Origin of the sequence: Sphingomonas sp. Root720 (assembly GCF_001428605.1) — a bacterium.
GTDB lineage: Bacteria > Pseudomonadota > Alphaproteobacteria > Sphingomonadales > Sphingomonadaceae > Rhizorhabdus.
Genome location: NZ_LMID01000001.1, coordinates 505,623 through 529,753, shown reverse-complemented (window position 1 = coordinate 529,753; position 24,131 = coordinate 505,623). Strand labels below are relative to the sequence as shown.

Annotated in this window: 21 protein-coding genes; 13 read left to right on the top strand and 8 right to left on the bottom strand. The window is 68.2% G+C overall.

Features of this window, described 5'->3' with window-relative positions:
• Window positions 1-35 precede the first annotated feature (35 nt).
• The gene (locus ASE22_RS02455) at window positions 36-815 is read left to right on the top strand and encodes an SDR family NAD(P)-dependent oxidoreductase (protein WP_056354461.1); all 780 of its coding nucleotides are present in this window, start codon (window positions 36-38) and stop codon (window positions 813-815) included.
• A 21-nt stretch (window positions 816-836) separates the two neighbouring features.
• Here ASE22_RS02455 and ASE22_RS02450 read toward each other — a convergent pair whose 3' ends face one another.
• Together ASE22_RS02450 and ASE22_RS02445 are read right to left on the bottom strand one after the other, a co-directional pair.
• Window positions 837-1,559 (bottom strand): alpha/beta fold hydrolase, encoded by a 723-nt coding sequence (locus ASE22_RS02450; RefSeq protein ID WP_056354458.1) that lies wholly within the window; start codon window positions 1,557-1,559, stop codon window positions 837-839.
• A gap of 13 nt (window positions 1,560-1,572) precedes the next feature.
• Complete coding sequence (locus tag ASE22_RS02445) at window positions 1,573-2,310, bottom strand: SDR family oxidoreductase (protein WP_200933264.1); 738 nt, start codon at window positions 2,308-2,310, stop codon at window positions 1,573-1,575.
• A 102-nt stretch (window positions 2,311-2,412) separates the two neighbouring features.
• Between ASE22_RS02445 and ASE22_RS02440 the strand changes: the two genes are divergently transcribed.
• From ASE22_RS02440 to ASE22_RS02415, 6 genes are all read left to right on the top strand, one after another.
• Window positions 2,413-3,588, top strand: coding sequence for an acetyl-CoA C-acetyltransferase (locus ASE22_RS02440; protein ID WP_056354452.1), 1,176 nt, complete (start codon window positions 2,413-2,415; stop codon window positions 3,586-3,588).
• A gap of 95 nt (window positions 3,589-3,683) precedes the next feature.
• Window positions 3,684-5,354: an FAD-binding protein gene (locus ASE22_RS02435; RefSeq protein WP_056354449.1), complete on the top strand. Its 1,671-nt coding sequence runs from the start codon at window positions 3,684-3,686 to the stop codon at window positions 5,352-5,354.
• Between the two features lies 1 nt (window position 5,355).
• Window positions 5,356-6,507 carry a 3,4-dihydroxy-2-butanone-4-phosphate synthase gene (gene ribB / locus ASE22_RS02430; RefSeq protein WP_056354446.1) on the top strand — a complete coding sequence of 384 codons (1,152 nt, stop codon included), beginning with the start codon at window positions 5,356-5,358 and terminating at the stop codon, window positions 6,505-6,507.
• Complete coding sequence (locus ASE22_RS02425; RefSeq protein WP_235536085.1) at window positions 6,504-7,604, top strand: NADH:flavin oxidoreductase; 1,101 nt, start codon at window positions 6,504-6,506, stop codon at window positions 7,602-7,604. The genes ribB and ASE22_RS02425 overlap by 4 nt, the downstream gene beginning before the upstream one ends.
• The gene (locus ASE22_RS02420) at window positions 7,601-8,512 is read left to right on the top strand and encodes a hydroxymethylglutaryl-CoA lyase (protein ID WP_056354444.1); all 912 of its coding nucleotides are present in this window, start codon (window positions 7,601-7,603) and stop codon (window positions 8,510-8,512) included. The genes ASE22_RS02425 and ASE22_RS02420 overlap by 4 nt, the downstream gene beginning before the upstream one ends.
• 29 nt (window positions 8,513-8,541) lie before the next feature.
• Window positions 8,542-9,144: an NAD(P)-dependent oxidoreductase gene (locus ASE22_RS02415; protein WP_056354440.1), complete on the top strand. Its 603-nt coding sequence runs from the start codon at window positions 8,542-8,544 to the stop codon at window positions 9,142-9,144.
• Window positions 9,145-9,190: 46 nt separating this feature from the next.
• Here the strand turns inward: ASE22_RS02415 and ASE22_RS02410 are convergent, their stop codons facing one another.
• On the bottom strand, window positions 9,191-11,281 hold the full coding sequence (locus ASE22_RS02410; protein WP_056354437.1) for a PQQ-dependent dehydrogenase, methanol/ethanol family: 2,091 nt from the start codon (window positions 11,279-11,281) through the stop codon (window positions 9,191-9,193).
• Window positions 11,281-12,765 carry an aldehyde dehydrogenase gene (locus ASE22_RS02405; protein WP_056354434.1) on the bottom strand — a complete coding sequence of 495 codons (1,485 nt, stop codon included), beginning with the start codon at window positions 12,763-12,765 and terminating at the stop codon, window positions 11,281-11,283. Before ASE22_RS02405 ends, ASE22_RS02410 begins: the two co-directional genes overlap by 1 nt.
• 308 nt (window positions 12,766-13,073) lie before the next feature.
• Here ASE22_RS02405 and ASE22_RS02400 point away from each other — a divergent pair, with 308 nt between their 5' ends.
• From ASE22_RS02400 to ASE22_RS02385, 4 genes are read left to right on the top strand one after another with little or no spacing between them, the layout of a single operon-like run.
• Window positions 13,074-15,239, top strand: coding sequence for a TonB-dependent receptor (locus tag ASE22_RS02400; RefSeq protein WP_056354431.1), 2,166 nt, complete (start codon window positions 13,074-13,076; stop codon window positions 15,237-15,239).
• A 13-nt stretch (window positions 15,240-15,252) separates the two neighbouring features.
• Window positions 15,253-15,573, top strand: a complete 321-nt coding sequence (locus ASE22_RS02395; RefSeq protein ID WP_056354428.1) for a 2Fe-2S iron-sulfur cluster-binding protein — start codon at window positions 15,253-15,255, stop codon at window positions 15,571-15,573.
• Between the two features lie 14 nt (window positions 15,574-15,587).
• On the top strand, window positions 15,588-16,790 hold the full coding sequence (locus tag ASE22_RS02390) for a cytochrome P450 (RefSeq protein WP_056354426.1): 1,203 nt from the start codon (window positions 15,588-15,590) through the stop codon (window positions 16,788-16,790).
• Entirely contained in the window at window positions 16,790-17,539 is a 750-nt protein-coding gene (locus ASE22_RS02385; protein WP_056354423.1) for an SDR family NAD(P)-dependent oxidoreductase, read from the top strand. Before ASE22_RS02390 ends, ASE22_RS02385 begins: the two co-directional genes overlap by 1 nt.
• A 42-nt stretch (window positions 17,540-17,581) precedes the next feature.
• On the opposite strand, the gene ASE22_RS02380 is transcribed toward ASE22_RS02385, so the two are convergent.
• On the bottom strand, window positions 17,582-18,331 hold the full coding sequence (locus ASE22_RS02380; RefSeq protein WP_056354420.1) for an enoyl-CoA hydratase-related protein: 750 nt from the start codon (window positions 18,329-18,331) through the stop codon (window positions 17,582-17,584).
• 147 nt (window positions 18,332-18,478) lie between these two features.
• On the opposite strand from ASE22_RS02380, the gene ASE22_RS02375 reads away from it, so the two are divergent.
• Window positions 18,479-18,877 (top strand): PRC-barrel domain-containing protein, encoded by a 399-nt coding sequence (locus ASE22_RS02375; protein WP_056354417.1) that lies wholly within the window; start codon window positions 18,479-18,481, stop codon window positions 18,875-18,877.
• A gap of 60 nt (window positions 18,878-18,937) precedes the next feature.
• Window positions 18,938-19,795, top strand: coding sequence for an alpha/beta fold hydrolase (locus ASE22_RS02370; RefSeq protein ID WP_056354415.1), 858 nt, complete (start codon window positions 18,938-18,940; stop codon window positions 19,793-19,795).
• 261 nt (window positions 19,796-20,056) lie between these two features.
• On the opposite strand, the gene glcF is transcribed toward ASE22_RS02370, so the two are convergent.
• The 3 genes from glcF to ASE22_RS02355 are packed head-to-tail and all read right to left on the bottom strand — an operon-like array spanning window position 20,057 to window position 24,010.
• Window positions 20,057-21,367: a glycolate oxidase subunit GlcF gene (glcF, locus tag ASE22_RS02365; protein WP_056356238.1), complete on the bottom strand. Its 1,311-nt coding sequence runs from the start codon at window positions 21,365-21,367 to the stop codon at window positions 20,057-20,059.
• Window positions 21,357-22,529 (bottom strand): FAD-binding protein, encoded by a 1,173-nt coding sequence (locus ASE22_RS02360; protein WP_056354412.1) that lies wholly within the window; start codon window positions 22,527-22,529, stop codon window positions 21,357-21,359. The genes glcF and ASE22_RS02360 overlap by 11 nt, the downstream gene beginning before the upstream one ends.
• A complete protein-coding gene (locus ASE22_RS02355) occupies window positions 22,529-24,010 on the bottom strand; it encodes an FAD-linked oxidase C-terminal domain-containing protein (protein ID WP_235537512.1) in 1,482 nt (493 codons plus the stop codon). The genes ASE22_RS02360 and ASE22_RS02355 overlap by 1 nt, the downstream gene beginning before the upstream one ends.
• Between the last annotated feature and the right edge of the window lie 121 nt (window positions 24,011-24,131).

Below are 24,131 nucleotides of genomic sequence, written 5' to 3'. Positions count from 1 at the left end.
GCACGGATTTCACATGAGGATCAAGAGGTAAAGCCATGGAACTGAAGGGAACAGCAGCGGTCGTCACCGGTGGCGCGAGTGGCCTGGGCGAGGCGACGGCACGGCTGCTCGCGGCCAATGGGGTGAAGGTCGCGATCTTCGATCTTAACCGGGACGCGGGCGAAGCGGTCGCCGCCGCGATCGGTGGGACCTTCTGCGCGGTCGACGTCACCGACGACGCCTCGGTCGATGCCGGCTTCGAGAAGGCGCGCGCGACGCATGGCCAGGAACGCGTCCTCGTCAACTGCGCCGGCACCGGCAATGCGATCAAGACGGCTGCGCGCTCGCGCAAGGACGGCACGATCCGCCACTTCCCGCTCGCCGATTTCGACAGGATCATCCAGATCAACCTGGTCGGCACCTTCCGCTGCATCGCCAAGTCGGCGGCGGGAATGCTGACGCTCGATACGATGGAGGACGGCGAGCGCGGCGTGATCGTCAACACCGCTTCCGCCGCGGCGCAGGACGGCCAGGCGGGGCAGGCCGCCTATTCGGCATCGAAGGGCGGCATCGTCGCCCTGACCCTGCCGGTGGCGCGCGACCTGATGGATGACGGCATCCGCGTCAACGCGATCCTGCCGGGCATCTTCAGCACCCCGCTGATGAACGCTGCGCCCGATCATGTGAAGGACTCGCTGGCCGCCAGCGTGCCCTTCCCGAAGCGCTTCGGCGCGCCGCCCGAATATGCCTCGCTGGTGCTGGAGATGTGCCGGAACAGCTATTTCAACGGCGAGCATGTCCGGCTGGACGGCGCGATCCGGATGGCGCCGCGCTGAGTTTCGACCCCGACGGACGGCCTAAAGCCCCGCCAGTAGCGCCGCCAGCTCAGCCGGGCGCGACAGGAAGGGCGAGTGACTGGCGTCGATCTCGCGCACCTCGACGCCGGGCGCGGCCGAGCGGAAGCTGATCTGCGCGCGCATCTCGATCGCCTGGTCGCGCAGGCAATGGACATAGGTCTTGGGGACGCGGCCGAAGCTGTCTGTCGACAGCGTCACCGTCGTGGTCATGTAGCTCAGGTCGGTCGGCACCAACGCCTGCGTCGCGGCCGCCGCGACATCTTCCGCGCAGTCGGCGTAGAACAGGCGGCCGGCCTCCTCGGGCTTCACGCCGACCCGCAGCCCGTCGTCGAGCATATAGCTGCCGACCTCGGCGCGCAGGCCGGGCGTGGCCGCCAGCGCGGCGCCGCTGTCGCCGTCGCGCGGCAGCAGGGCCGAGATATAGACGAGTCGTTCGACCAGATCCGGCGCCTGTTCGGTCGCGCCCGAAATCGTCATGCCGCCCAGCGAGTGGCCGACCAGCAGCGCCGGCCGGTCGAACGTACGCAGGGCCGCAAGCGTGGCGGCTATTCCATCGTCGAGCGTCCTGGGCAGCGGATCGGTTTCGGGGTCGCGGCCATGACCAGGCAGGTCTATCGCCACCGCCTCCCGTCCGAGCGCCTGCAGAGCGGGGATCAACAGCCGCCAGCAATCGCCGCGATGGCAGCCGCCGTGGATGAGCAGGATGGGCGCGTCGTTTGCCATGTCTCTCTCCCGATCACATTTCTTGCGCCTGGGGGCGTATCACGATCTCGTTGATGTCGACGGCATCGGGCTCGTTCATAGCGTAAAGGATCGCCCGTGCGACGCTGTCGGCGGGCAGGGCGATCTCCGACGCGCCCTCGAGCCGCTTCTGCGAGGCGGGGTCGTCGATCTTCTCGAACAATTCGCTCTGCGTCGCGCCGGGGGAGATGATGGTCACGCGGATGCCGTCGGCCGTCACTTCCTGGCGCAGCGCCTCGGAAATCACGCGCACCGAGAATTTGGACGCGGCGTAGACCGCCGATCCGCCGTTGATCTTGTGCCCCGCGACCGATGCGATCGAGATGATATGGCCGCTCTTCTGCGCCTTCATCTGCGGCAGCACGGCGGCGATCGCGTAGAGGACGCCCTTGATGTTGGTGTCGATCGTGCGGTCCCAGCCATCGACGTCGAACATGTCGAGCCGCGAGATCGGCATGACGCCGGCATTGTTGATCAGCCCGTCGATGCGGCCGCATCGCGCCATTGCCAGGGCGGCCAGGTTTTCGAGATCGGCGCGCCGCGTCACGTCGCAGGCCTGCGCCGCCACTTTCCCGCCCCGCGCCTCGATCCGGGCGACCACGCCGTCGAGCCGATCGGCGCGCCGCGCGCCGAGCACGACCGCGGCACCCTCCTGCGCCAGCCGCAGCGCGACGGCCTCTCCTATCCCGCTGCTCGCCCCGGTGATGACGACGGTCCTGCCCGCGATGCCCATCCGCTCCTCCATATTTTTACCGCGAAAAATTATCTAACATTGATTGGCAAATATGTGACTGATATGCCTTTGCCGATCAATGATAGATTTCTCGGAGAGACCATGGCCCAGCCAGCAGCCTATATCGTCGATGCCCTGCGGACCGCCGGCGGCCGCCGCAACGGCAAGCTTGCCGGATGGCACCCCGCCGACCTGGGCGGCGCGGTGCTCGACGCCATCGTCGCGCGCAGCGGCATCGATCCGGCCGCGATCGAGGACGTCATCATGGGCTGCGTCAGCCAGGGCGGCGAACAGGCCTTCCAGATCGGCCGCAATGCGGTGCTGGCGTCGGGTCTTCCCGAATCCGTCCCCGCCGTCTCGATCGACCGGCAGTGCGGCAGTTCTCAGCAGGCGATCCAGTTCGCCGCACAGGCGGTGATGTCGGGCACCCAGGACGTGGTGATCGCCGCCGGCGTCGAAAGCATGACGCGGGTGCCGATGTTCTCGACGGGCAAGCTCTTTCAGGATGCGGGGCTCGGCGTCGCCAAGTCGCCGGGGCAGGAGCGCCGCTATCCCGGCATCGCCTTCAGCCAGTTCGTCGGCGCCGAGATGATGGCCCGGAAATACGGCTTGAGCCGCGACGACCTCGACCGCTACGCGCTCGAAAGCCATCGCCGCGCGGCAGCGGCGGCCGAGCGCGGCGACTTCGATGCGGAGATCGTCCCGCTGGAGATCCAGACGCCCGAAGGGCCGGCGCTGCACAGGATCGACGAGGGCATCCGCTTCGATACGTCGCTCGAAGCGATCGGCGGGGTGAAGACCTTGCAGGAAGGCGGTGTCGTCACTGCCGCCAATGCCAGCCAGATCTGCGACGGCGCCTCGGCGGTGCTGGTCGTGTCGGAAGCCGCGCTGAAGGCGCATGGCCTGACCCCGCTGGCGCGGATACACAATCTCACCGTGACCGCCGGCGATCCGGTGATCATGCTCGAGGAGCCGCTGATCGCTACCGAAAGGGCGCTGCGCAAGGCGGGTATGACGATCGGCGAGATCGACCTGTACGAGGTCAACGAGGCGTTCGCCTCGGTCCCGCTCGCCTGGCTCAAGCATAGCGGCGCCGATCCCGAAAAGCTCAACGTCCACGGCGGCGCGATCGCGCTCGGCCATCCGCTCGGCGCCTCGGGCACGAAGCTGATGGCGACCCTGGTCCATGCGCTGCGCCGGCGTGGCGCACGCTATGGCCTGCAGACCATGTGCGAGGCGGGCGGCGTGGCGAACGTGACGATCGTCGAGCGGCTCTAAGCTCTTTCCCCGCCAGGGCGGGAGAGCGGCGGCTTCAGAGCGCAACGCGCTTATTATAAAACGATGTAAGGTTTATGCATCGGAAAAGGAGAGGGATGATGGCGCCGATCGTGATCGAGGATGGTGATGCGATTGCGTGGGACAGCGAGACCGATGTCGTGGTGGTGGGCTTCGGCGGCGCCGGCGCATCGGCCGCGCTCCAGGCGCGCGAGAGCGGCGTCAAAGTCATCCTGCTCGACCGCTTCGGGGGTGGTGGGACCACCGCTTATAGCGGTGGCGTCATCTATGCCGGCGCCACGCGCTTCCAGAAGGAAGCCGGCTTCGACGACCGTGTCGAGGACATGCTCGACTATCTGCGGATCGAGGTGGGCGACGTCGTCAGGCCGGAGACGCTGGAGCGCTTCTGCGAGGGCAGCGCGGCCGATGTCGACTGGCTGATCGGCCATGGCGTCCGCTATTCGGGCGAGGCCTATCTCGACAAGATCACCTATCCGCCCGAGGGCAAGTTCCTCTATTATTCGGGCAACGAGAAATCCCCGGCCTATGTCGCCAGGGCCAAGCCGTCGCCGCGCGGCCACCGCGCGGTCGGCGCGGGGTTCGGCGGCGCCCATTATATCGCCGCATTGCGCCGCTCGATCGCCGAGGCCGGGATCGCGACGATGCTCCACACCCGCGCCAATCGCCTGATCTGCGACCCGCAGGGCAGGGTGCTGGGCATCGAGGTCGTCGCGCTCCACCCGTCGCAGCATGCCAGGCAGCAGGCGCTCTACGGGCGGGTCAGCCCCTATGTGCCGCACAATCATGGCCGTACCGAACGTGCGTTGCGCGCCATGCGTGCGATGGAGGAGCGGCACGGCACGACCCTGCGGCTGCGGGCGCGGGGCGGCGTCGTCCTCAGCACCGGCGGCTTTGCCTATAGCCGCGACCTGATCGATCGCCACGACAGCGCTTTCGCCCGGCATTACGACGCCACCCACCGGCTTTCCACTATGGGCAATGACGGATCGGGCCTGGAGATGGGCCTGTCGGCGGGGGGCGCGGCGGGACGGATGGACTCGCTCTACATCGCCCGCAACATCGCCCCGCCCGAGGCACTGCTCGAAGGCATCATCGTCAACCGCGCGGGCGACCGCTTCGTCCCCGAGGACGCCTATGTCAGTATGATCGGCGGGGAGATCGCCAAGCAGCCGGACGGGGACGCCTGGCTGATCGTCAACGGCCGGAGCTTCCGTCAGTCGATCTGGGAGGCGCTGACCTGCGGCTGGCAGCGGTTCAAATATTTCGGGGTGCCGATGCTGGCGAACTATGTGCTGGGCGGTACCCGGCGGGGAGGCGACGCGGCCGCGCTCGCCCGCAGGATCGGCATCGACCCGGCGGCGCTGTCGGCCGCGATCGAACGGCATGACCTCGACATCGCCGAGGGCAGGCCCGATGCGGTCGGCAAGACCGAGGTGCTGCGCAGGCCGCTGGGCAAGGGGGCGCTCTATGCCGTCAACATGTGCATGAGCAACCGCCATGCCCTGACCAAGTTCATGACCCTCGGCGGCCTCAGGGTGGACGAGGACAGCGGCGAGGTGCTGCGCGAGGACGGCGCGGCGATCCCTGGACTCTACGCCGCCGGCATGGCCGCGGTGGGGCTGCATTCGAACGGCTATATCAGCGGCCTGTCGATCGCCGACGGGGTCTTTTCGGGGCGGCGCGCAGGTCGCCACGCCGCCCGCGCGGCACAGGCGCGGAACGAGCGCCGCCCTGCGAAGGTCGCCTGACATGGCCGATGCGGCAGCCATTGCCACGATCGAGGAGATCATCGACGAGGCGCGCAACGGGCGCATGTTCATCCTGGTCGACGACGAGGACCGGGAGAATGAGGGCGACCTCGTCATCCCCGCGCAGATGGCGACGCCCGAGGCGGTCAACTTCATGGCGCGCGAGGGGCGGGGGCTGATCTGCCTGTCGATGACCCGCGCGCGGATCGCCGAGCTCGGGCTCGACCTGATGAGCCGCGACAACCGCTCGGCCTATGAGACCGCCTTCACCGTCTCGATCGAGGCGCGCGAGGGCGTGACCACCGGCATCTCGGCCGCCGACCGCGCCCGGACGAGCGCCACCGCGATCGATTCGTCGCACGGCCCCGGCGCGATCGTCACGCCGGGCCATGTCTTCCCGCTGATCGCGCGCGACGGCGGCGTGCTGGTCCGCGCCGGCCACACCGAGGCGGCGGTCGACATCTCGCGGCTCGCGGGCCTCAACCCGTCGGGCGTGATCTGCGAGATCATGAAGGACGACGGAACGATGGCGCGGATGGACGACCTGGTCGGCTTCGCCAGCCGCCACGGCTTGAAGATCGGCACGATCCGCGACCTGATCGCCTATCGCCTGCGCCGCGACCATAATCTGGAGCGGGTGGGCGAGGCGTCGTTCCATAGCATCTTCGGCGGCGACTGGACCGCCGTCACCTTCCGCAACAAGGCCTATGACAGCGAGATGCTGACGCTGGTGAAGGGCCATGTCGATCCCGACAAGCCGACCCTCGTGCGGATGCACGTCGTCGACGTGTTCACCGACATGCTGGGAGTGGAGGGCGAGCGCCACGGCCTGCTCCAGAGCGCGATGGCCGAGATCGCGCGCGAGGGCGCCGGGGTGATCGTGATGATCACCCAGCAGATGCCGAACATTCTGACCCGCTTCGTCCGCGGCAAATCCGGCGAGAGCCCGGCGCGCAGCGACCTGGAGGAGTTGCGCGACTATGGCGTCGGCGCGCAGATATTGTCGGCGCTGGGTGTCCACGACATGGTCCTGCTCACCAACTCTCCGCGCACCCTGGTCGCGCTGCGGGGCTTCGCGCTCGACGTCGTCGGGCATCGTCCGATGCTCACCACCGCGCCGAGGACGTGGATTCAGGGCGGGTGGATCCAGTGAACGCCACCGTTTCGCTGACCGATCGCGTTGATTTCCGCCGCGGGCCGGCGATGGCCAACCGGCTCGCGCTGGCGCCGCTGACCAATCTCCAGAGCAACGACGACGGCACGATCAGCGAGGACGAGCATCGCTGGCTGGTGAAGCGTGCGGCGGGGGGCTTCGGCATGGTGATGACCTGTGCCGCGACCACCCATCCGCTGGGTAAGGGATTTCCCCGCCAGCTCGGCGTGCATGACGATATCCACCTGCCCGGCCTCGAGCGGCTGGCGCGCGACCTGCGCGCGGCGGGGGCGGTGTCGTCGGTTCAGCTCCAGCATTCGGGGATGCGCGCGGCAGGCGACCTGATCGGCGAAGCGCCGGTCGGCGTGGTCGACGATCCCGCGCGCGGCGTCCGCGGGCTTTCCACCGGCGAGGTCGAGCAGGCCATCGAGGATTTCATCGAGGCCGGGCTGCGCGCCGAACGCGCCGGCTTCGACGGGGTCGAGGTGCACGGTGCGCATGGCTATCTGCTCTGTCAGTTCCTCGATGTTCGCCGCAACCAGCGCAGCGACCGCTATGGCGGTTCGCCCGAGAACCGGGCGCGCGCGCTGCTCGATGTGATTGCAGGGCTGCGCGATCGGGCGCGGCCCGATTTCCAGATCGGCGTCCGGTTGTCGCCCGAACGCTATGGCGTCGACCTCGGCGAGACCCGCGCGCTGGCCGCTCGGCTGATGCGCGAGGGCAGGGTGGACAGTATCGACATCTCCTGCTGGGACACGTTCAAGAAGCCCGAGGACCCCGCCTTCCAGGATCGCGTGCTGATGGACTGGTTCACCGACCTCGATCGGCACGGCGTCCGGTTGGGGGTCGCGGGCAAGCTGACGGCGGGCGCCAATGCGCGGCGCTGCATCGACCATGGCGCAGACTTCGTCCTGATCGGCCGGGGGGCGATCCTTCATCATGATTTCGCGCGGCGGGTCGGCGAGGATGCCGATTTCCTCAGCGCGCCCTTCCCCGTCACCCGCGCCCATCTGGCACGCGAGGGGCTCGGTGGGCACTTCATCGATTATATGGCGACCTGGGACGGGTTTGTCGTCGAGGAGCAGGAAGACGCATGAACCGGACATTGCAGATCGTGGAGGTCAGCCCGCGCGACGGCCTGCAGAATGAAAGCATGCTGGTGTCGACGGCGGATAAGGTCGCACTGATCGGCCGGATGATCGAGGCCGGAGCGCGGCGCTTCGAGGTGGGCAGCTTCGTCAACCCGAAGCGCGTGCCGCAGATGGCCGACACGCCCGAGGTGATCGCCGCGCTGCCCGACCGGGACGACATCAGCTATATCGGCCTGTGCCTCAACCGGAAGGGCGTCGAGCGCGCCGCGCAGTCGCGCGAGGGCAACAAGCGCGGCGTCGACGAGGCCGGCTGCGTCACCGTCGCCAGCGACGCCTTCGGCACCGCGAACCAGGGCCAGACATCGGCCCAGTCGGTCGCCGAGAATATCGCGATGCTGGCGCTGGCGAAGCGCGAGGGGCTGGTCGCACAAGTCACCATCGCGGTCGCCTTCGGCTGCCCGTTCGAAAAGCATGTCCCCGCCGACCGGGTGATCGACATCGCCCGGCGGCTGGCCGAGGCGGCACCGGTCGAGATCGCGGTGGCCGACACGATCGGGGTCGCGGTGCCGGGGCAGGTGAGCGACCTGATCGGCCGGCTGCGCGAGCTGCTGCCCGCCGACATCCGCCTGCGCGCCCATTTCCACGATACCCGCGCGACCGGCGTCGCCAATGCCTGGGCGGCGTGGCAGGCGGGCGCCGACGTGCTCGACAGCTCGCTGGGCGGACTCGGCGGCTGCCCCTTCGCGCCCGGCGCGACCGGTAACGTCGCGACCGAGGACCTCATATACCTGTTCGAGCGCTCGGGGGTGCCGACCGGTATCGACCTGGAGCGCGCGATTGCGGTCAACACATGGTTCGCCGGCGTGATGGGCAAGGCGCTGCCCTCCAATGTGGGGCGTGCCGGCGGTTTCTGAGCGGGAACGGCAGAGGAGGAGGACGGACTATGAAGATCGCGGTGATCGGTGCGACCGGCAAGGTCGGCCAGCGGCTCGTCGACGAACTTCGGCGGCGCGGGCATGCGGTGACCGGCGTCGCCCGGTCGCAGCCGGCCGAGGACCCCGGCGTGCCGCTGCGGCTGGCCGACGCCAACGATCCGGCGGCGCTGGCCGATGCGATCCGGGGCCATGACGCGGCGATGCTGGCAGGGCGCTTCGTCTCGACCAGCGCCGATGCGATCGTCACGGCGATGAAGCGGGCTGGCGTGCCCCGGCTGCTGGTCGTCGGCGGGGCGGGCACCCTGTTCGCGTCGCCGGGCGTGCAACTGATCGACATGGGGGTGATCCCCGAGGCGTTCATGCCCGAAGTAGCGGGTGGCCGCGATTTCCTCGAAGCCCTCAAGCGCAGCGACATCGACTGGACCTTCCTGTCGCCCGCGGTCAATTTCGTGCCGGGCGAGCGGACCGGGCACTTCCGTCTGGGCGGTGACGACCTGATGCGCGATGGCTCGGGCGACAGTCGGATTTCCTACGAGGATCTTGCGATGGCGCTGGTCGACGAGCTGGAAGCGCCGAAGCACAGCCGGAAGCGCTTCTCGATCGCCTATTGACTGCTCTCACCCCTCCCCCTTCAGGGGAGGGGCCATGGCCAGGCTCCTATTTTCCCTGGGCCTTCTTCGCCTGGCGCAGCACATAGGCGCGGATGTCCTCGGCGCGTTGCGGAGTGATGACCTGGGCGAAGGACACCATGCCCATCTCCTTGAGCGCGCCGTCGATCACGATCGCCTTCCACGCCTCGGGGTCGGCGAGCGCGCCCGAGCGGCGCAGGTCGGCGGTGTAGGCGACCGAGGCGTTGCCGCCGTGGCAGACCGAGCAGGTTCGGGCATATTCGGCCATGCCAGCATCGGCATTGCCGGTCGAGGTGATGCCGGTCACGTCGATCGGCGCGCGCGGGGCGGGCGCCTCGTGCTTCAGCTTCGCCTTGCCGCCGATCCGGAAGACGAGCAGCCGGCCGTTCCGGCGCTGGTTATCGGGGACGACACGTCCGATCAGCGCACCCGCGCCGCCGAAGCCCGAGAGCACCGCCACATATTGCTGGCCCTTGATCCGGTAGCTGATCGGCGGGGCGATGATGCTGGTGCCCGCATCGAACGACCAGAGCCTGGTGCCGTTGGTCGCGTCATAGGCGCTGAGGGTGCCCTCCATGTCGCCCTGGAAGACGATGTCGCCGGCGGTCGCCAGCGTGCCGCCATTGACGAAATAGCGCTTCGGCACCGACCAGCGTGCCTTTTGCGCGACGGGATCCCAGGCGAGCAACTGGCCGGTCATCGCCTTGCGGATCGGCTCGAGCTGGTCCTCTGGAAACTCCTTCATCGCGATGCCGGCATTCTGGCCGATCGGGCGGTGCTGGAAATCCTGTACCTTCTCATATTCGCCGGGCGTCAGCTGGACCGGGATGTAGACCAGCCCGGTGCGCGGACTGTACGACATCGCCTGCCAGCTATGCGCGCCGAACGGGCCCGGCTGCTGGATCGACGGACCGTCCTGGTAATGGACGCCCTTCGCCATGATCGGCCGGCCGGTCTTCATGTCGATGCCGCTCGACCAGGTGACCGGGGCGAAGGGCTTGGCCGACAGCAGTTCGCCGGTCTTGCGATCGAGGACGTAGAAATAGCCGTTCTTGGGCGCCTGCATCACCACGTCGCGGGGCTTGCCGTCGATGACGAGGCGCGCGCCCATGATCTGCTGGGTGGCGGTATAGTCCCAGCTGTCGGACGGGGTGGTCTGGTAATGCCAGGCATATTTGCCGGTGTCGGGATCGACTGCGACGATCGACGACAGGAACAGGTTGTCGCCCTTGCCGCCCGACCGGAGCTGATAGTCGAACGGCCCGCCATTGCCGGCGCCGATATAGAGCAGGTTCGCTTCGGGATCGTAGGTGATGCCGTCCCAGGCGGTGCCGCCGCCGCCGCTGTTGCGCCATTCGCCGTCGCCCCAGGTCGATTGCGCCTTGGCCAGCAGCACGTCGTCCGAGGCGGCGCCGTCGGGCTTCCCCTCCGGATTTGGGGTCAGGTAGAAGCGCCACGCGAGCTTGCCGGTGGCGCCGTCATAGGCGGTGACGAAGCCGCGCACGCCGAACTCGGCGCCGCTGTTGCCGATAACCACCTTGTCCTTCACCGCGCGGACCGCGCCGGTGATGGTGTAGCGCATCGTCTTCGGCTGGCCGGCGAGGGTGTCGACCTGCCAGGCGAGCTTGCCCGTCTTCGCGTCGACCGCGACGAGGCGGCCGTCGAGCGTGCCGACGAACACCTTGCCGTCATGCACTGCGATGCCGCGATTGACCGCGTCGCAGCAGGCGCTGGCCAGCGACTCGCGCGGCACCTCCGGGTCGTAGGACCAGAGCGCCCTGCCGGTCGCCGCGTCGAAGGCATAGACCAGCGACCAGGCGGTGCTGAGATAGATCACCCCGTCGACCATGATCGGGGTCGATTCCTGGCCGCGGTCACTGTCGAGCTCGGCGCTCCAGGCGAGGCCGAGCTTGGCTACCGTCGCGCGGTTGATCTGGTCGAGCGGGCTGAACCGCTGTTCCTTCTCGTCCCGGCCATAATAGGGCCACTCGTCGGCGCTGACCGACGCGGTGGTGTCGCCCACCTGCGCGGTGACGTGCGAGGCCGCGATCGCCAGCGCGGCGACGCCTGCGAGGCCCATGACGAGGCGCTTCATGGCCATCCCTTCGATCCTGCGCATCAGCCCAGCACCGCCGGAGCCTGGTCCATGATCACCGTCTTGGTCTCCAGATAGGGCATGAGCCCCGGCCTGCCGCCCTCGCGGCCGATGCCCGATTTCTTGAAGCCGCCAAAGGCGATGCCGAAATCGCTGCGGAAGGCGTTGTGGCCGACGGTGCCGGCGCGCAGCCGGCGGGCGACCGCCATGGCGCGCTCGGTGTCCTGGGTGAAGACCGAGCTGTTCAGTCCGAAGTCGCTCTGGTTGGCGAGGCGGATCGCCTCCTCCTCGTCGCGCGCCGGAATCACGCAGATGACCGGGCCGAAAATCTCCTCCTGGGCGATCTTCGCGTCGTTGCTGACATGGCCGAACAGGGTCGGTTCGAGATAATAGCCGCGCTCGAGCCCGTCTGGCCGGCCACCGCCGGTCGCGAGGGTGAAGCCGTCGGCCTTGCCGCTGTCGATGAAGGACCGGGCGCGCTCGAGCTGGCGCTTCATCGCCATCGGGCCCATCTGGGTCGCGGCATCGAACGGATCGCCGACCTTCACCTGCCGCATCGCGGCGGCGAGGCCGTCGAGCAGCTCGTCATGGCGATGCTGCGGCACGATCACCCGGCTCAGCGCCGAGCAGAACTGCATCGCCAGCATGCCGACCTGCGGTGCGATCGCACCCACGACGATGTCGAGCGGCGAGTCGTCGAGCACGACGGCGGCCGACTTGCCGCCCAGTTCGAGCGTCGCGCGCGCCATGCGGCCCCCGCAGATCGAGGCGACGTGCTGGCCGACCGCGCTCGATCCGGTGAAGCTTATCTTGTCGACATCGGGGTTGCGGACGAGCAGCTCGGATTCGGCGCGGTCGGCCATCAGGATGTTGACCACGCCGGGCGGCAGGCCGAGCTCGTCGATGATCTCGCCCAGCAGCACGCCTTCGAGCGGGGCCTCGGGCGAGGTCTTCACCACCACCGTGCAGCCGGCGACCAGCGCGGGCGCCAGCTTCGAGGCCAGCATCAGGATCGGGCCGTTCCACGGGATGATCGCACCAACCACCCCGACGGGTTCATGGACGATCATGCCGATCTCGCCGCCGGCGGTCGGCGTCTGCCGGTCGATGAAGGGGAATTCGCGGCCGAGCCGCGCATAATCGCGGATCACCGCCGTCGAAGCCACGACCATATGGCCGCCATGGCCGAAGACGCCGCCGACTTCATGCGCCCAGATATTCGCGAACAGCGCGCTCCTGGCGTCGATCGCGTCGGCGAGCCGGTCGAGAAAGGCGCCGCGCTCGGCGGGTGCGAGGCCGGGCCAGGGGCCGTTGTCGAAGGCTTCGCGCGCCGCGGCGACGGCCTTCGCGATGTCGTCGGCGGTCGCGCAGGGCACCGATGCGAACAGGCTTTCGTCGGATGGCGTGACGATGTCGAAACGGCGGCGATCGCCAGGCTCGATCCAGGCTCCGCCGATCAGGAAGCGGCCGCGCTTCACGCGGTCGAGCAGTGCGTCCTCTGTGGTCATCCCGTCCTCTGAATGATGCAGGCCTATGGTGGCATGTCGATTATTTCGCCTAACACCGTTATATTGATCGGGCAAGTTTCCTCATCGGCCTCCTGCTGCGCGGGAGCGCTCCTCTTCGCGCCCGCAAAATTTACCCCTTTGCGTTTCTTCGGTGGACACCGGATTATCTGGCGTCCCACATTATCCCGTTGCATCGCTGCCGCTGAGTCGATATCAAGCCTAACATTGTCTGGTTCATCGAGCATGGATCGGACGCGCGGAGGATCGTCCATCGATAGGGCGCCCCGGACAGGAAGTGGGGAGGTTGTATGAAGACGCATGCACTATTGCTGGCGGGCGCCGCTCTCGGCGTCTGCACCGCGATGCCGGCCTATGCCCAGGCCGGTCCCGCCGAACCGGACGTTGGGCTCCAGGACATCGTCGTCACCGCGCAGCGCACGTCGCAGTCGCTGCAGAGCGTCCCGATCGCCGTCACCGCCGTTACCGCCGGCGATCTTGCGGCGCGGCAGATCACCAGCACGCTCACGCTCGAATCGGCGGTGCCGAACCTCACCCTGAGCCAGAACGGCGTTTCGGTGACGCCCTTCCTGCGCGGCGTCGGGTCCAACCAGTCCAACCCGAACGACGAGGCCTCGGTCGCGACCTATATCGATGGCGTCTATATTCCGTCGGTCACGGGCAACATCTTCAGGTTTAACAATATCGAGCGGATCGAGGTGCTGAAGGGCCCGCAGGGCACGCTGTTCGGCCGCAACGCCACCGGCGGCGTCATCCAGATCGTCACCCGCGATCCCGACATCGACGCGCCGTTGCTCGACGTCAGCGTCGGCGGCGGCAATTACGGCACGGTCGAGGCCAACGGCTATGCCTCCACCGGTCTGGGCGACAAGGCCGCGATCGATCTGGCGGTCAGCTTCGACCGCAACGACGGCTATGGCCGCGACATCAACCGCAACGCCGACATCTTCAAGCGCAACCAGCTGGGCCTGCGCTCCAAGCTGCTGTTCAAGCCCGGCGAGAACACCGAGATCCGTTTGACCGGCGACTATAGCCGGCTCAATTCGACCGGCACCGACTATCAGCTGCGTCAGGGCGTGATCGGTGCCGACGGCGTCACCAGCTATCCGGGCAAGCGCCGCACCAACACCGAATGGAAGAACACCGGCGACAACGACATCTACGGCGCGTCGCTGCGCATCGACCAGGACATGGGCTTCGCGCGCCTGGCCAGCATAACCGGCTACCGCCACGTCAAGGGCGACTTCCATCTCGACCAGGACGCGACGCCGACGCCGATCGTCCAGGGCGACATCAACCAGTTCGCGGAAAGCTATTCACAGGAGCTGCAGCTTCTCGCGCCCAAGGAGTCGAAGGTCGACTGGCTGCTCGGCGGCTTTTATTTCCACGCCAGATACGCCTATACCCCGCTCGATCTCGGTGGTCTCGCGGCGGCACCGCTGCCTGCGATCCAGCTGTTCGGCGACCAGAAGACCAAGTCGCTCTCGATCTACGGACAGGCGACCGTACCCGTCACCGAGACGACCAAGATTACCGGCGGCCTGCGCTACACCTATGAGAAGCAGAATACCGACGGCCGCACCGAAAGCGGTGGCGTGGTCTTCCCGCACGCGCCGAACCCGCTCTGTCCAGGGGAGACGACCGACTGTCCGCAATCGCAGACCATCAAGAAGCTGACCTGGCGCGTCTCGATCGACCAGGAAATCAGCGATGGCGTGCTCGGCTATCTGTCGTACAACCGCGGCATCAAGAGTGGCGGCTTCAACATGATCAACGCCGGCACGCCCGGCTACAAGCCCGAGATCCTGGACGCCTATGAGGCGGGCCTGAAGATGCAGCTGTTCGATCGTCGCGTCCGGCTGAACGCCGCCGCCTTCATCTACGACTACCAGGACATCCAGGTCTTCAACATCACCGGCGGCGGCGCGGTGCTGACCACCAACGCGGCGGCGGCGCGGGTCCACGGCTTCGACGCCGACCTGGCGTTCAAGGCGAGCTCGAACCTGACGATCAGCAGCGGCTTCGGCTGGCTCGACGGCAAATATACCGACTTTCCCAACGCCACCTTCACGCCCGCTTCGCCGCTGCAGGGGCCGCAGGTGCCCGTCGATGCGACCGGCAACCGCATGATCTACGCGCCGAAGTACAGCGGAAACGTCACCGTCGACTATCGGGTGCCCACCAGCATCGGCGAGTTCGGGGTCAACGTCTCGGCCGCCTATCGCGGCCGGGTGTTCGTGACGGCCGCCAACCGGCTCGCGATCCCGAGCTATACCGTGGTCAACTCGTCGATCGGCTGGACGTCGGACGACAAGCGGATCGGCGCGCAATTCTGGGTCCGCAACCTGTTCGACAAGGACTATTATCTCAACCGCACCGAACAGGCGCTCGGCGACATCCAGTTCCTGGCGCCGCCGCGCACCGTCGGTGTCACGCTCAGCTTCAAGACCCGCTAAAGGCACGGCGCACATGGTGAAGATCAGCTATCTCGATCAGGACGGCACCCGGACCGACCTCGACGCCGACGAGGGCACCAACCTGATGGAGCTGGCCGTGCGGGGCGGCGTCACCACGATCGAGGGCGAGTGCGGCGGCGCACTCGCCTGCGCCACCTGCCACGTCTACATCCCCGAAGAGTGGCGGGCCGTGACGGGAGAGGCATCGGAGGACGAGCGCGAGATGCTCGAATTCGGGGTCGATGTCGACGATCGCAGCCGGCTGTGCTGCCAGATTCGCGTCACCGCGGAGATGGACGGCCTGGTCGTGCTGACCCCCGTGAGCCAGCGATAGCCAGGAGGCGCCGGATGCCGGACAGGAATTTCACCCAGGCCGACTATAATCATCACGATCCGAAGATCGCCCAGGATCCTTACGGCTTCCTGGCGAAGGTGCGCAGCGGCAAATGCCCGCTCGGCCATTCGGACGCGCTGGACGGATTCTACTATCCGACCACCTATGACGGGGTGAAGCGGGTCTTCTCCGAATACCGCACCTTCACCTCGAGCGAGGGGGCGGGCCTGCCGAGCCAGCTCGTCCGCTTCTTCCCGGTGGATCTCGATCCGCCGAGCCACACCCGCTGGCGGCGCACGCTCAACCGCTTTTTCACCCAGGAGGCGGCGGAGGCCGATCGCTCGCGCATCCAGGGCCTGGCCGACAAGCTGATCGACGATTTCGTCGAGCGCGGCGAGGCTGACCTGGTCAACGAGTTCACACGGCCTTTCCTGGCGATGACGACCCTGCCGGTCATCGGTTGCCCCGACGAGGACCGGCCGATGCTGTCGGAAAAGCTGATGTGGATGGTTCACAACCGGCTGCTCGACCATGAGGGCTGGGTGCAACGCTATACCGAGATCGGCGACTATCTGATGGGGATCGCCGCCGCGCGCCGGAAGGCGCCGCGCAAGGACGACCTGCTCCAGTGCCTGATCGAGGAGGAGTTCGACGGCAAGCGGCTCAGCGACATGGAGATATACCAGGTCCTGATCCTCGCGCTGTTCGGCGCGCTCGATTCGACCAGCTCGGCGATGAGCGGGTCGCTGTTCCACCTGGGCCAGCACCCCGAAGACAAGCAGCGGCTGCTGTCGGGCGAGGTGCCGTGGGAGGTGGCGATCGAGGAGTTCCTGCGCTTCACCACGCCGATCCAGACCCTGCGCCGGACCGTCGTCAAGGAGACCGAGCTCGACGGCGGCAATCTCTATCCGGGCGACGTCGTCCTGTGCATCAACGGGGCGGCCAATCGCGATCCGGCGAAGTTCGCCGAGCCCGACACCTGCCTGATCGATCGGGACGCCCGCGACCACATGTCGTTCGGTTCAGGCGCACATGTCTGCATCGGCCGGCATTATGCGCGGGTGATGATCGACACCTGCCTGAAGACGATGCTGCGCCGGATCGGCGACTACAGCATCGCCGTCGGCTTCACACCTGAATATACCGCCAGCGAGGCACGGGCGCTCAAGACGCTGATGGTGGCGTTCACCCCGGGCCGGCGCCTGGTGGCCGCCTGATGGGGGAGCTGACGGACGAGGTCGCGCTGGTCACGGGTGCGACGGCGGGGCTCGGGCGGCGCTTCGCCTCGATCCTGGCGGCGGCGGGCGCGAGCGTCGCGGTCGCGGCGCGCCGCGGCGACCGCCTCGACGAGCTTGTCGCCGAGATCGAGGACGCGGGCGGCACGGCGCTGGCCATCCCGGTCGACCTCACCGACGGCACCGCGCTCGAAGCCGTGGTCGAGGCGGCGGAGGCGAAGCTCGGCCTCGTCACTATCCTCGTCAACAATGCCGGCATCCCCGACGCCCAGCTCGCGACGCGCATGTCGCTGGAGCTGATCGACCGTGTGATCGCCCTCAACGTCCGCACGCCGTTCATCCTGGCCCGCGAAGTGGCGAAGCGGCTGATCGCAGCAAAGCGCGCCGGACGGATCGTCAACATCGCCTCGATGGCGGCTTTCCACAGCGCGCAGGCCGGCTCGTCGCTCTATGCCACCACCAAGAGCGCGGTGGTGCGGATGACCGAGGCGCTGGCGGTAGAGTGGGCGGCCTATCCGATCAACGTCAACGCGATCGCGCCTGGTGCCTTCCGGTCGGAGATGATGGACGGCATGATCGAGCGGGTCGGCGACATGTCGGCGGGCTTTCCCCGCAAGCGGCTGGGTGATGCCGCCGATCTCGACGGCACCCTGTTGTTCCTCGCGTCCGCCGCCTCGGCGCATGTGACGGGCACCTGCATCAAGGTCGACGACGGCCAATATCCGCGCTGACCGCCCGCCATGCCGGCGGAGGCCGGGATGACGGAAGAGGGCTCAGCCTTTGCGCGCCGCGAAGGCGGCGAAGGCCGCCGTCGCCTCGGGGCTCGACAGCCGTTCGACGAAGGCGGCGGTGTCGCGGTCGATCGCGGCGCGGACGGCATCGGCATCGCGCATCAGCGCCTTGGTCGCGATGAGCGCGGCCGAGGGCTTGGCCGCCAGTCTGCGGGCGGCAGCCTGCGCCGCCGGCAGGATGTCGGCCGCCGGCAACGCGGCATTGCCGATCCCCAGCGCCACTGCGTCGGTGCCCGTCAGCGGCTCGCCCAGGCCGAACAGCGCGAAGGCGCGGGCGTGGCCGATCCGGTCCGGGAGCAGGCGGCTCGATCCCGCTTCCGGCACCAGGCCGAGGTCGACGAAGGGCAGCAGAAGGGCGGCATCCTCGGCCAGGTAGACGAGGTCGCAGTGCAGCAGCATCGTCGCGCCGATGCCGATCGCCCGGCCGGTGACGGCGGCGACCAGCGGCTTTGGGAAGGTGCTGATCGCATCGAGGAAGCGGCGGACGTTGATCATGCTCGCGGCGGGATCGCCGCCGGCCGCCGCCGCGAACATCGATATGTCGTTGCCCGCGCAGAAGTCCGGTCCCTCGCCGGTGACGACGACAACCTTCACCGCCGCATCGGCCGCGAAGGCCGCCAGCGCATCGGCAAAGGCGGCGTACATCGGATCGGTAATGGCGTTCTTCTTGTCGGGACGAGCGAGGAGGAGGGTCGCGATGCCGTCGGCCGAGTCGATGCGAATGTCCGCCATGGTTGCTCCCGCTGAATGGCCGCGCGTGCTTCTCGCAGGGGACGTCTTGTGTGACAATGATTGTCTGGAGCCCGAGTCCGGGAACGATCCGGACGGGCTTCAGTTGAGTTCACAGCACTGCCGCGCAGGCCGGACAGGAGAGACGCCATGAACCAAGCCATTTCGGGTACGCCGGTGGAAACGAACCATCGGCTGATTTTGGGCAGCCGCGTGGACGGCACGCCCGTGTTCAGCAAGGAAGGCGAACGGATCGGCCATGTCGACGATCTGTCGATCGAGCGCGGCACGGGCCGGGTGGTCTATGCGATCATGTCGTTCGGCGGATTCCTGGGAATCGGCGAGAAGTTCCACCCGATCCCCTGGTCGATGCTCGATTATGACGTCGAGCATGACGGCTATGTCGTGCCGCTCGATCGCGGCGCGCTGGAAGGCGCGCCGCATTATGGGCGCGAGGAACTGGTCGAACTGGGCGGCGCCAGCCTTCCCCAATATGACCAGCGCATCTTCGAATATTATGGCCCCTATGGCCCGCTACCCTATTGGTGATCGGCCCCGCCGATCGAGCTATCGGTTGATTTCCCGTCGTCGTCGTGGAAGGCCTCGGGGATGAGTTCGTTCGAGACGCGCCGCTTTGCCGGCCATGGCCTGACCCTCGCCGGCGACGTCGGCGGCCCCGAGGATGCGCCGACCGTCGTCCTGATGCATGGCGGCGGCCAGACCCGCCACAGCTGGGCCGGGACGATGGATCGGCTGGTGGCGCAGGGCTATCATGTCGTCAACCTCGACGCGCGGGGCCATGGCGAGAGCGATTGGGCGCCCGACGGCAACTACCGTCCCTCCGAGCAGGCGCTCGATCTCAAGGCGGTGCTGTCCGCGCTCGGACGGCCGGTCGCGCTGGTCGGGGCGTCGATGGGCGGGATGACCGCCTTCCATGCGATCGGCACCAGCAAGGAGCCGATCGCCGACGCGCTGGTGATGGTCGATATCGTCCTCAGGCCTGCCGAGGCGGGCGCTAAGCGGATCGCGGCCTTCATGCGCGCCTATCCCGACGGTTTCGCGACGGTCGAGGAAGCGGCCGACGCCGTATCCGCTTATTATCCCGAACGCCCCCGGCCCAAGGATGTCGGCGGCCTGCGCAAGAATCTGCGGTTGCGCGAGGACGGACGCTTCCGCTGGCACTGGGATCCGCGCATCCTCGACATGGGCCAGCGCGCCGAACCGCCCGGACCCTTCGAGGCGCTCCAGCTGATGGCGCCGAACGTCACGCTGCCGACCCTGCTTGTCCGGGGCGGCAAGAGCGACATCGTCGATGACGAGGGCGTGGCGGACATGCTGCGCCTCGTGCCCCAGACCGAGATCTTCAATGTCGCGGGCGCCGGTCATATGGTTGCGGGCGACATGAACGATCCCTTCAGCAGCGGCGTGATCGCCTTCCTGCAGCGGCATCTTCCGCTGGAAGGCTGACGACGGAAAAGCCGGCCCGGCGCTGCGGCCGGACATCCGCGCATCCTTCAGCCGAAGAACCTCGCTGGAGAGTATCGGAGCCCAAGCCGTGGGGTGCGCCGATGATCGAGGTGTTCGGTTCCCGGCTTCGATTCCTCGCGCGCTGCAGCGAGAAGCGACGGCTCGCGGCGGCTGCCGTAGACGAGCGAAGCGGGAGATCCACCCGAGGCGCGCGGGGATGTACCCGCGGGAGACGACGCGCGCGAAGCGATGAGCCGGCGATCAGGCCTCTTCGGGCGCCGCAGCGGGTGATAGCCCGCCCGGCGCGGGGCCGCCGCTCGCCCAGTCGAGCAGTTCGACGATATGCGCGATCGGCGTGGCGCTGCGCGCGCCGATCTGCATCGCGCAGCCGATATTGCCGGTCGCGATGATATCGGCGCCGAGCCGGTCGATCGCGGCGGCCTTGCGGTCGCCGAGCTTCCCCGCCAGTTCGGGCTGGAGGATGTTGTAGGTCCCGGCCGATCCGCAGCAGAGATGCGCCTCGGCCGGCGTCTTCACCCGATAGCCCATATGCGCCAGCAGCCGTTTAGGCGCCTCGGCGATCCCCTGGCCATGCTGGAGCGAGCAGGCCGGATGATAGGCGACCGTCAGGCCGCGTCCGTCGCCGGGCGGCAGGTCGAGCGTGTCGAGGAACTCGCTGATATCCTTCGCCAGCGCCGAGACCCGCGCCGCGCGGGCGGCATAGGCCGGGTCATCGCGCAGCAGGAAGCCATAGTCCTTGATCGTGGTGCCGCAGCCCGATGCGGTGATCAATATGGCGTCGAGCCCGCCCTCGTCGATCTGACGGCTCCACGCATCGACGTTGCGCCGTGCGGCGCCGAGCGCGGCGGCCTCCCGGCCCATATGGTGGACGAGCGCGCCGCAGCATTGCTCTCCGGGGGCAAGCACGACCTGGTAGCCGAGACGCGCGAGCAGGCGGATCGTCGCGGCTCGGATCGCGGGTTTCAGCACCGGCTCGGCGCAGCCCTGGAGTAGGGCGATACGGCCGATGGGCGCGGCGGGGCGCGGCGTTTCGCGGGTTGCGGATGCGGTCGCGCGGCGTGGTGCCATCCTCAGCATCGCGGCCAGGGGCTTCGCCCATCCGACCCGGGCGAGCAGCGGCGCGGTCGGCCGGACCAGCCGGGCGAGCGCGAGGGCCACCCGGAAGCGACCGGGATGGGGCAGCACCGCCGCCAGCAAGCCGCGGATCAGCCGTTCGGCCAGCGGCCGCCGGTAGCGCCGCTCGATATAGGCGCGCGCATGGTCGACGAGGTGCATGTAGTTCACGCCCGACGGGCACGTCGTCATGCACGACAGGCAGGACAGGCAGCGGTCGACATGCTTGACGACCTGCGGTGTCGGTATCGCGTCCCGCTCCAGCATGTTCTGGATCAGGTAGATGCGGCCGCGCGGGGAATCGAGTTCGTCGCCGAGCAGCACATAGGTCGGGCAGGTCGCGGTGCAGAAGCCGCAATGAACGCATTTGCGGATCACGGCCTCGGCCACCGCGGTCGCCGGATCGGCGAGTTGTTCCGGCGAGAAGTCAGTGCGCATCGGCATGATCCAGGAAGCGGCCGGTCTCGAAGATGCCGGCGGGATCGAAGGCGCGGCGGACCCGTGCCTCGAGCGCCATCACCCCGGATGCGCGGGGATGCTGTGCCGGGATGCGGTCGCGCAAATCGATCGGGGCACGGACCAGCATCGCATGGCCTCCCGCCATCTCCGCCATCCGCCGGACAAGCGTGGGGTCGCCGTCGAAGCCGAGCCAGAGCAGGCCGCCGGCCCAGTCCAGCAGCCAGCGGCCACCGAGCGGTTCGAAGGTCTCGACCAGGCGGGGCGCGGCCGAGGGCGGCAGGCTGATCCGCCACAGGGTCCCGGCATCGGCCAGTGCACCGGCCTGGCCGATCGACGACCAGAGCGGGGCGGCCTCGTCGGCGGGCAAGGCGATCGCCCGGCCATGGCGTTCGAGCAGGCGGGGCAGGGTGGCGCAGCGTGCCTCGACGGAAGGCGCGAAACCCTGCACCCGGAAGAGGGTCATGGCGGGACGGCCATCGAGCGGGGGGCGATGGGCGGCGGCGCCGATCTCGGCCGGGCTCCCCATCGCTTCGGCCATCGCCGCCTGCGCCGCCGTCGCGCCCAGGCCCTCGATCGCCATGGTTCGGACGACCTTCGGGCGGGGCAGGACCTTCAGGGTCAGTTCGGTGATCGCGGCGAGCCGGCCCCAGCTGCCCGCGACCAGCTTGGGCAGGTCGTAGCCGGTGACGTTCTTGACGACCTTGCCGCCGGCGACGAAGCGTTCGCCGCGTCCCGATACGGCGGTGAAGCCGAGCAGATGGTCGCGGGCGCCACCCGCCGTCAGCCGACCACTGCCCGCGACACCCGCCGCGACGATACCGCCGATCGTGGCGCCACCGGCCTTCGCGCCGAACAGCGGGCCATGGTCGAAGGGTTCGAAGGCAAGCATCTGGCCCTGTTCGGCGACGAGCCGTTCGACCTCGACCAGGGGGGTGCCGGGGCGGACCGTCAACACCAGCTCGGGCGGGTCGTAGTCGACCACCCCCGCAAAGCCGCGCAGGTCGACGATCTCGGCCGGGCGCGCCGCGCCGATCGCCGCCTTGCTGCCGCCCCCACGCAGTTCGAGCTTGCCGCCCCGGCCGGCGGCATCGGTGAAGAGCTGTTCCAGATCCTCGACGGTGGCGGGGCTGTGGACGATCATCAGAACCGCGGCAGGTCGGGAAAGGGCAGCGCGCCGCCATGGACATGCATGCGGCCGAGTTCGGCGCAGCGGTGCAGCGTCGGGAACACCTTGCCGGGGTTGAGCAGCGATTGCGGATCGAACGCGCATTTGACCCGCTGCTGGTGCGCGAGGTCGGTCTCGCTGAACATCACCGGCATCAGGTCGCGCTTCTCGACGCCGACGCCATGCTCGCCGGTCAGCACGCCGCCGACCTCGACGCAGAGGCGCAATATGTCGTTGCCGAATTCCTCGGCGCGCTCGAGGTCGCCGGGCTTGTGCGCATCGTAGAGGATCAGCGGGTGGAGATTGCCGTCGCCGGCGTGGAAGACGTTGGCGACGCCCAGGCCGTGATGTTCGGCCAGTTCGGACATGCGGCGCAGCACGTGCGGAAGGCAGCGGCGCGGTATGGTCCCGTCCATGCAATAATAGTCGCGCGCGATCCGGCCGACGGCGGGGAAGGCGGCCTTGCGACCCGCCCAGAAGGCCAGCCGCTCGGCATCGTCGTTCGATATGCGCAACGATACCGCACCATTGGCATCGGCGATCCGCGCGACTTCCTCGACCAGATGGTCGCATTCGGCGGCGGGACCGTCCATCTCGACGATCAGTAGGGCCTCGACGTCGAGCGGATAGCCGACCTGGACGAATGCCTCGGCCGCGTGGATGGCCGGGCGGTCCATCATCTCCATGCCCGCCGGGATGATGCCGGCGGCGATCACGTCGGCGACGCATTGGCCCGCGCTCTCGACGGTGGGGAAGCCGATCAGCGCTGCGCGGGCGGTTTCGGGGCGTGGCAGGATGCGGACCGTGACTTCGGTGACGATGCCGAGCAGGCCTTCGGAGCCGACCACGATACCGAGCAGGTCGAGCCCCGCCTGGTCGAGCGACCGGCCGCCGAGGCGCAGCACCTCGCCCTCGATCGTCACCAGTTCGACGCCGAGGACGTTGTTGGTCGTCAGTCCATATTTCAGGCAGTGCACCCCGCCCGAATTCTCGGCGACATTGCCGCCGATCGTGCAGGCGATCTGGCTCGACGGATCGGGGGCGTAGTAGAAGCCCGCCTCCTCGACCGCCCGGGTGATCGCGAGGTTGGTGACGCCGGGCTGCACCACCGCGATCCGGTCGGCATAGTCGATCTCGACGATGCGATTGAAGCGCGCCATGCCGATAAGCACCGCGTCGGCCAGCGGCAGGGCGCCGCCGGACAGCGAGGTCCCCGCGCCGCGCGGCACGACCCGGACGGCGTTGGCATGGCACCAGCGCAGCACCGCCGCGATCTGTTCGACCGTCTCGGGCAGGACGACGACCATCGGCGGCTGGCGATAAGCGGTCAGTCCGTCGCTCTCATAAGGCCGAAGCTCGTCGGGATCGTCGATCACCCCTTCGCCTGGGACGATCGCGCGCAATGCCCCGACGATCTCGGCGCGGCGGCCGAGCGTGTTTTGGTCGGGGGTCGGCATTTTCAACGACATGCTCGATCATCTGCGTCCGCTGCTGTCCTGGCAATGCTCTTATCCGGCAGGTCATTCGTGCGGTAGGGGATATAATCTCAAAGCAGATGTTCGTAGGAAGAACGAATGG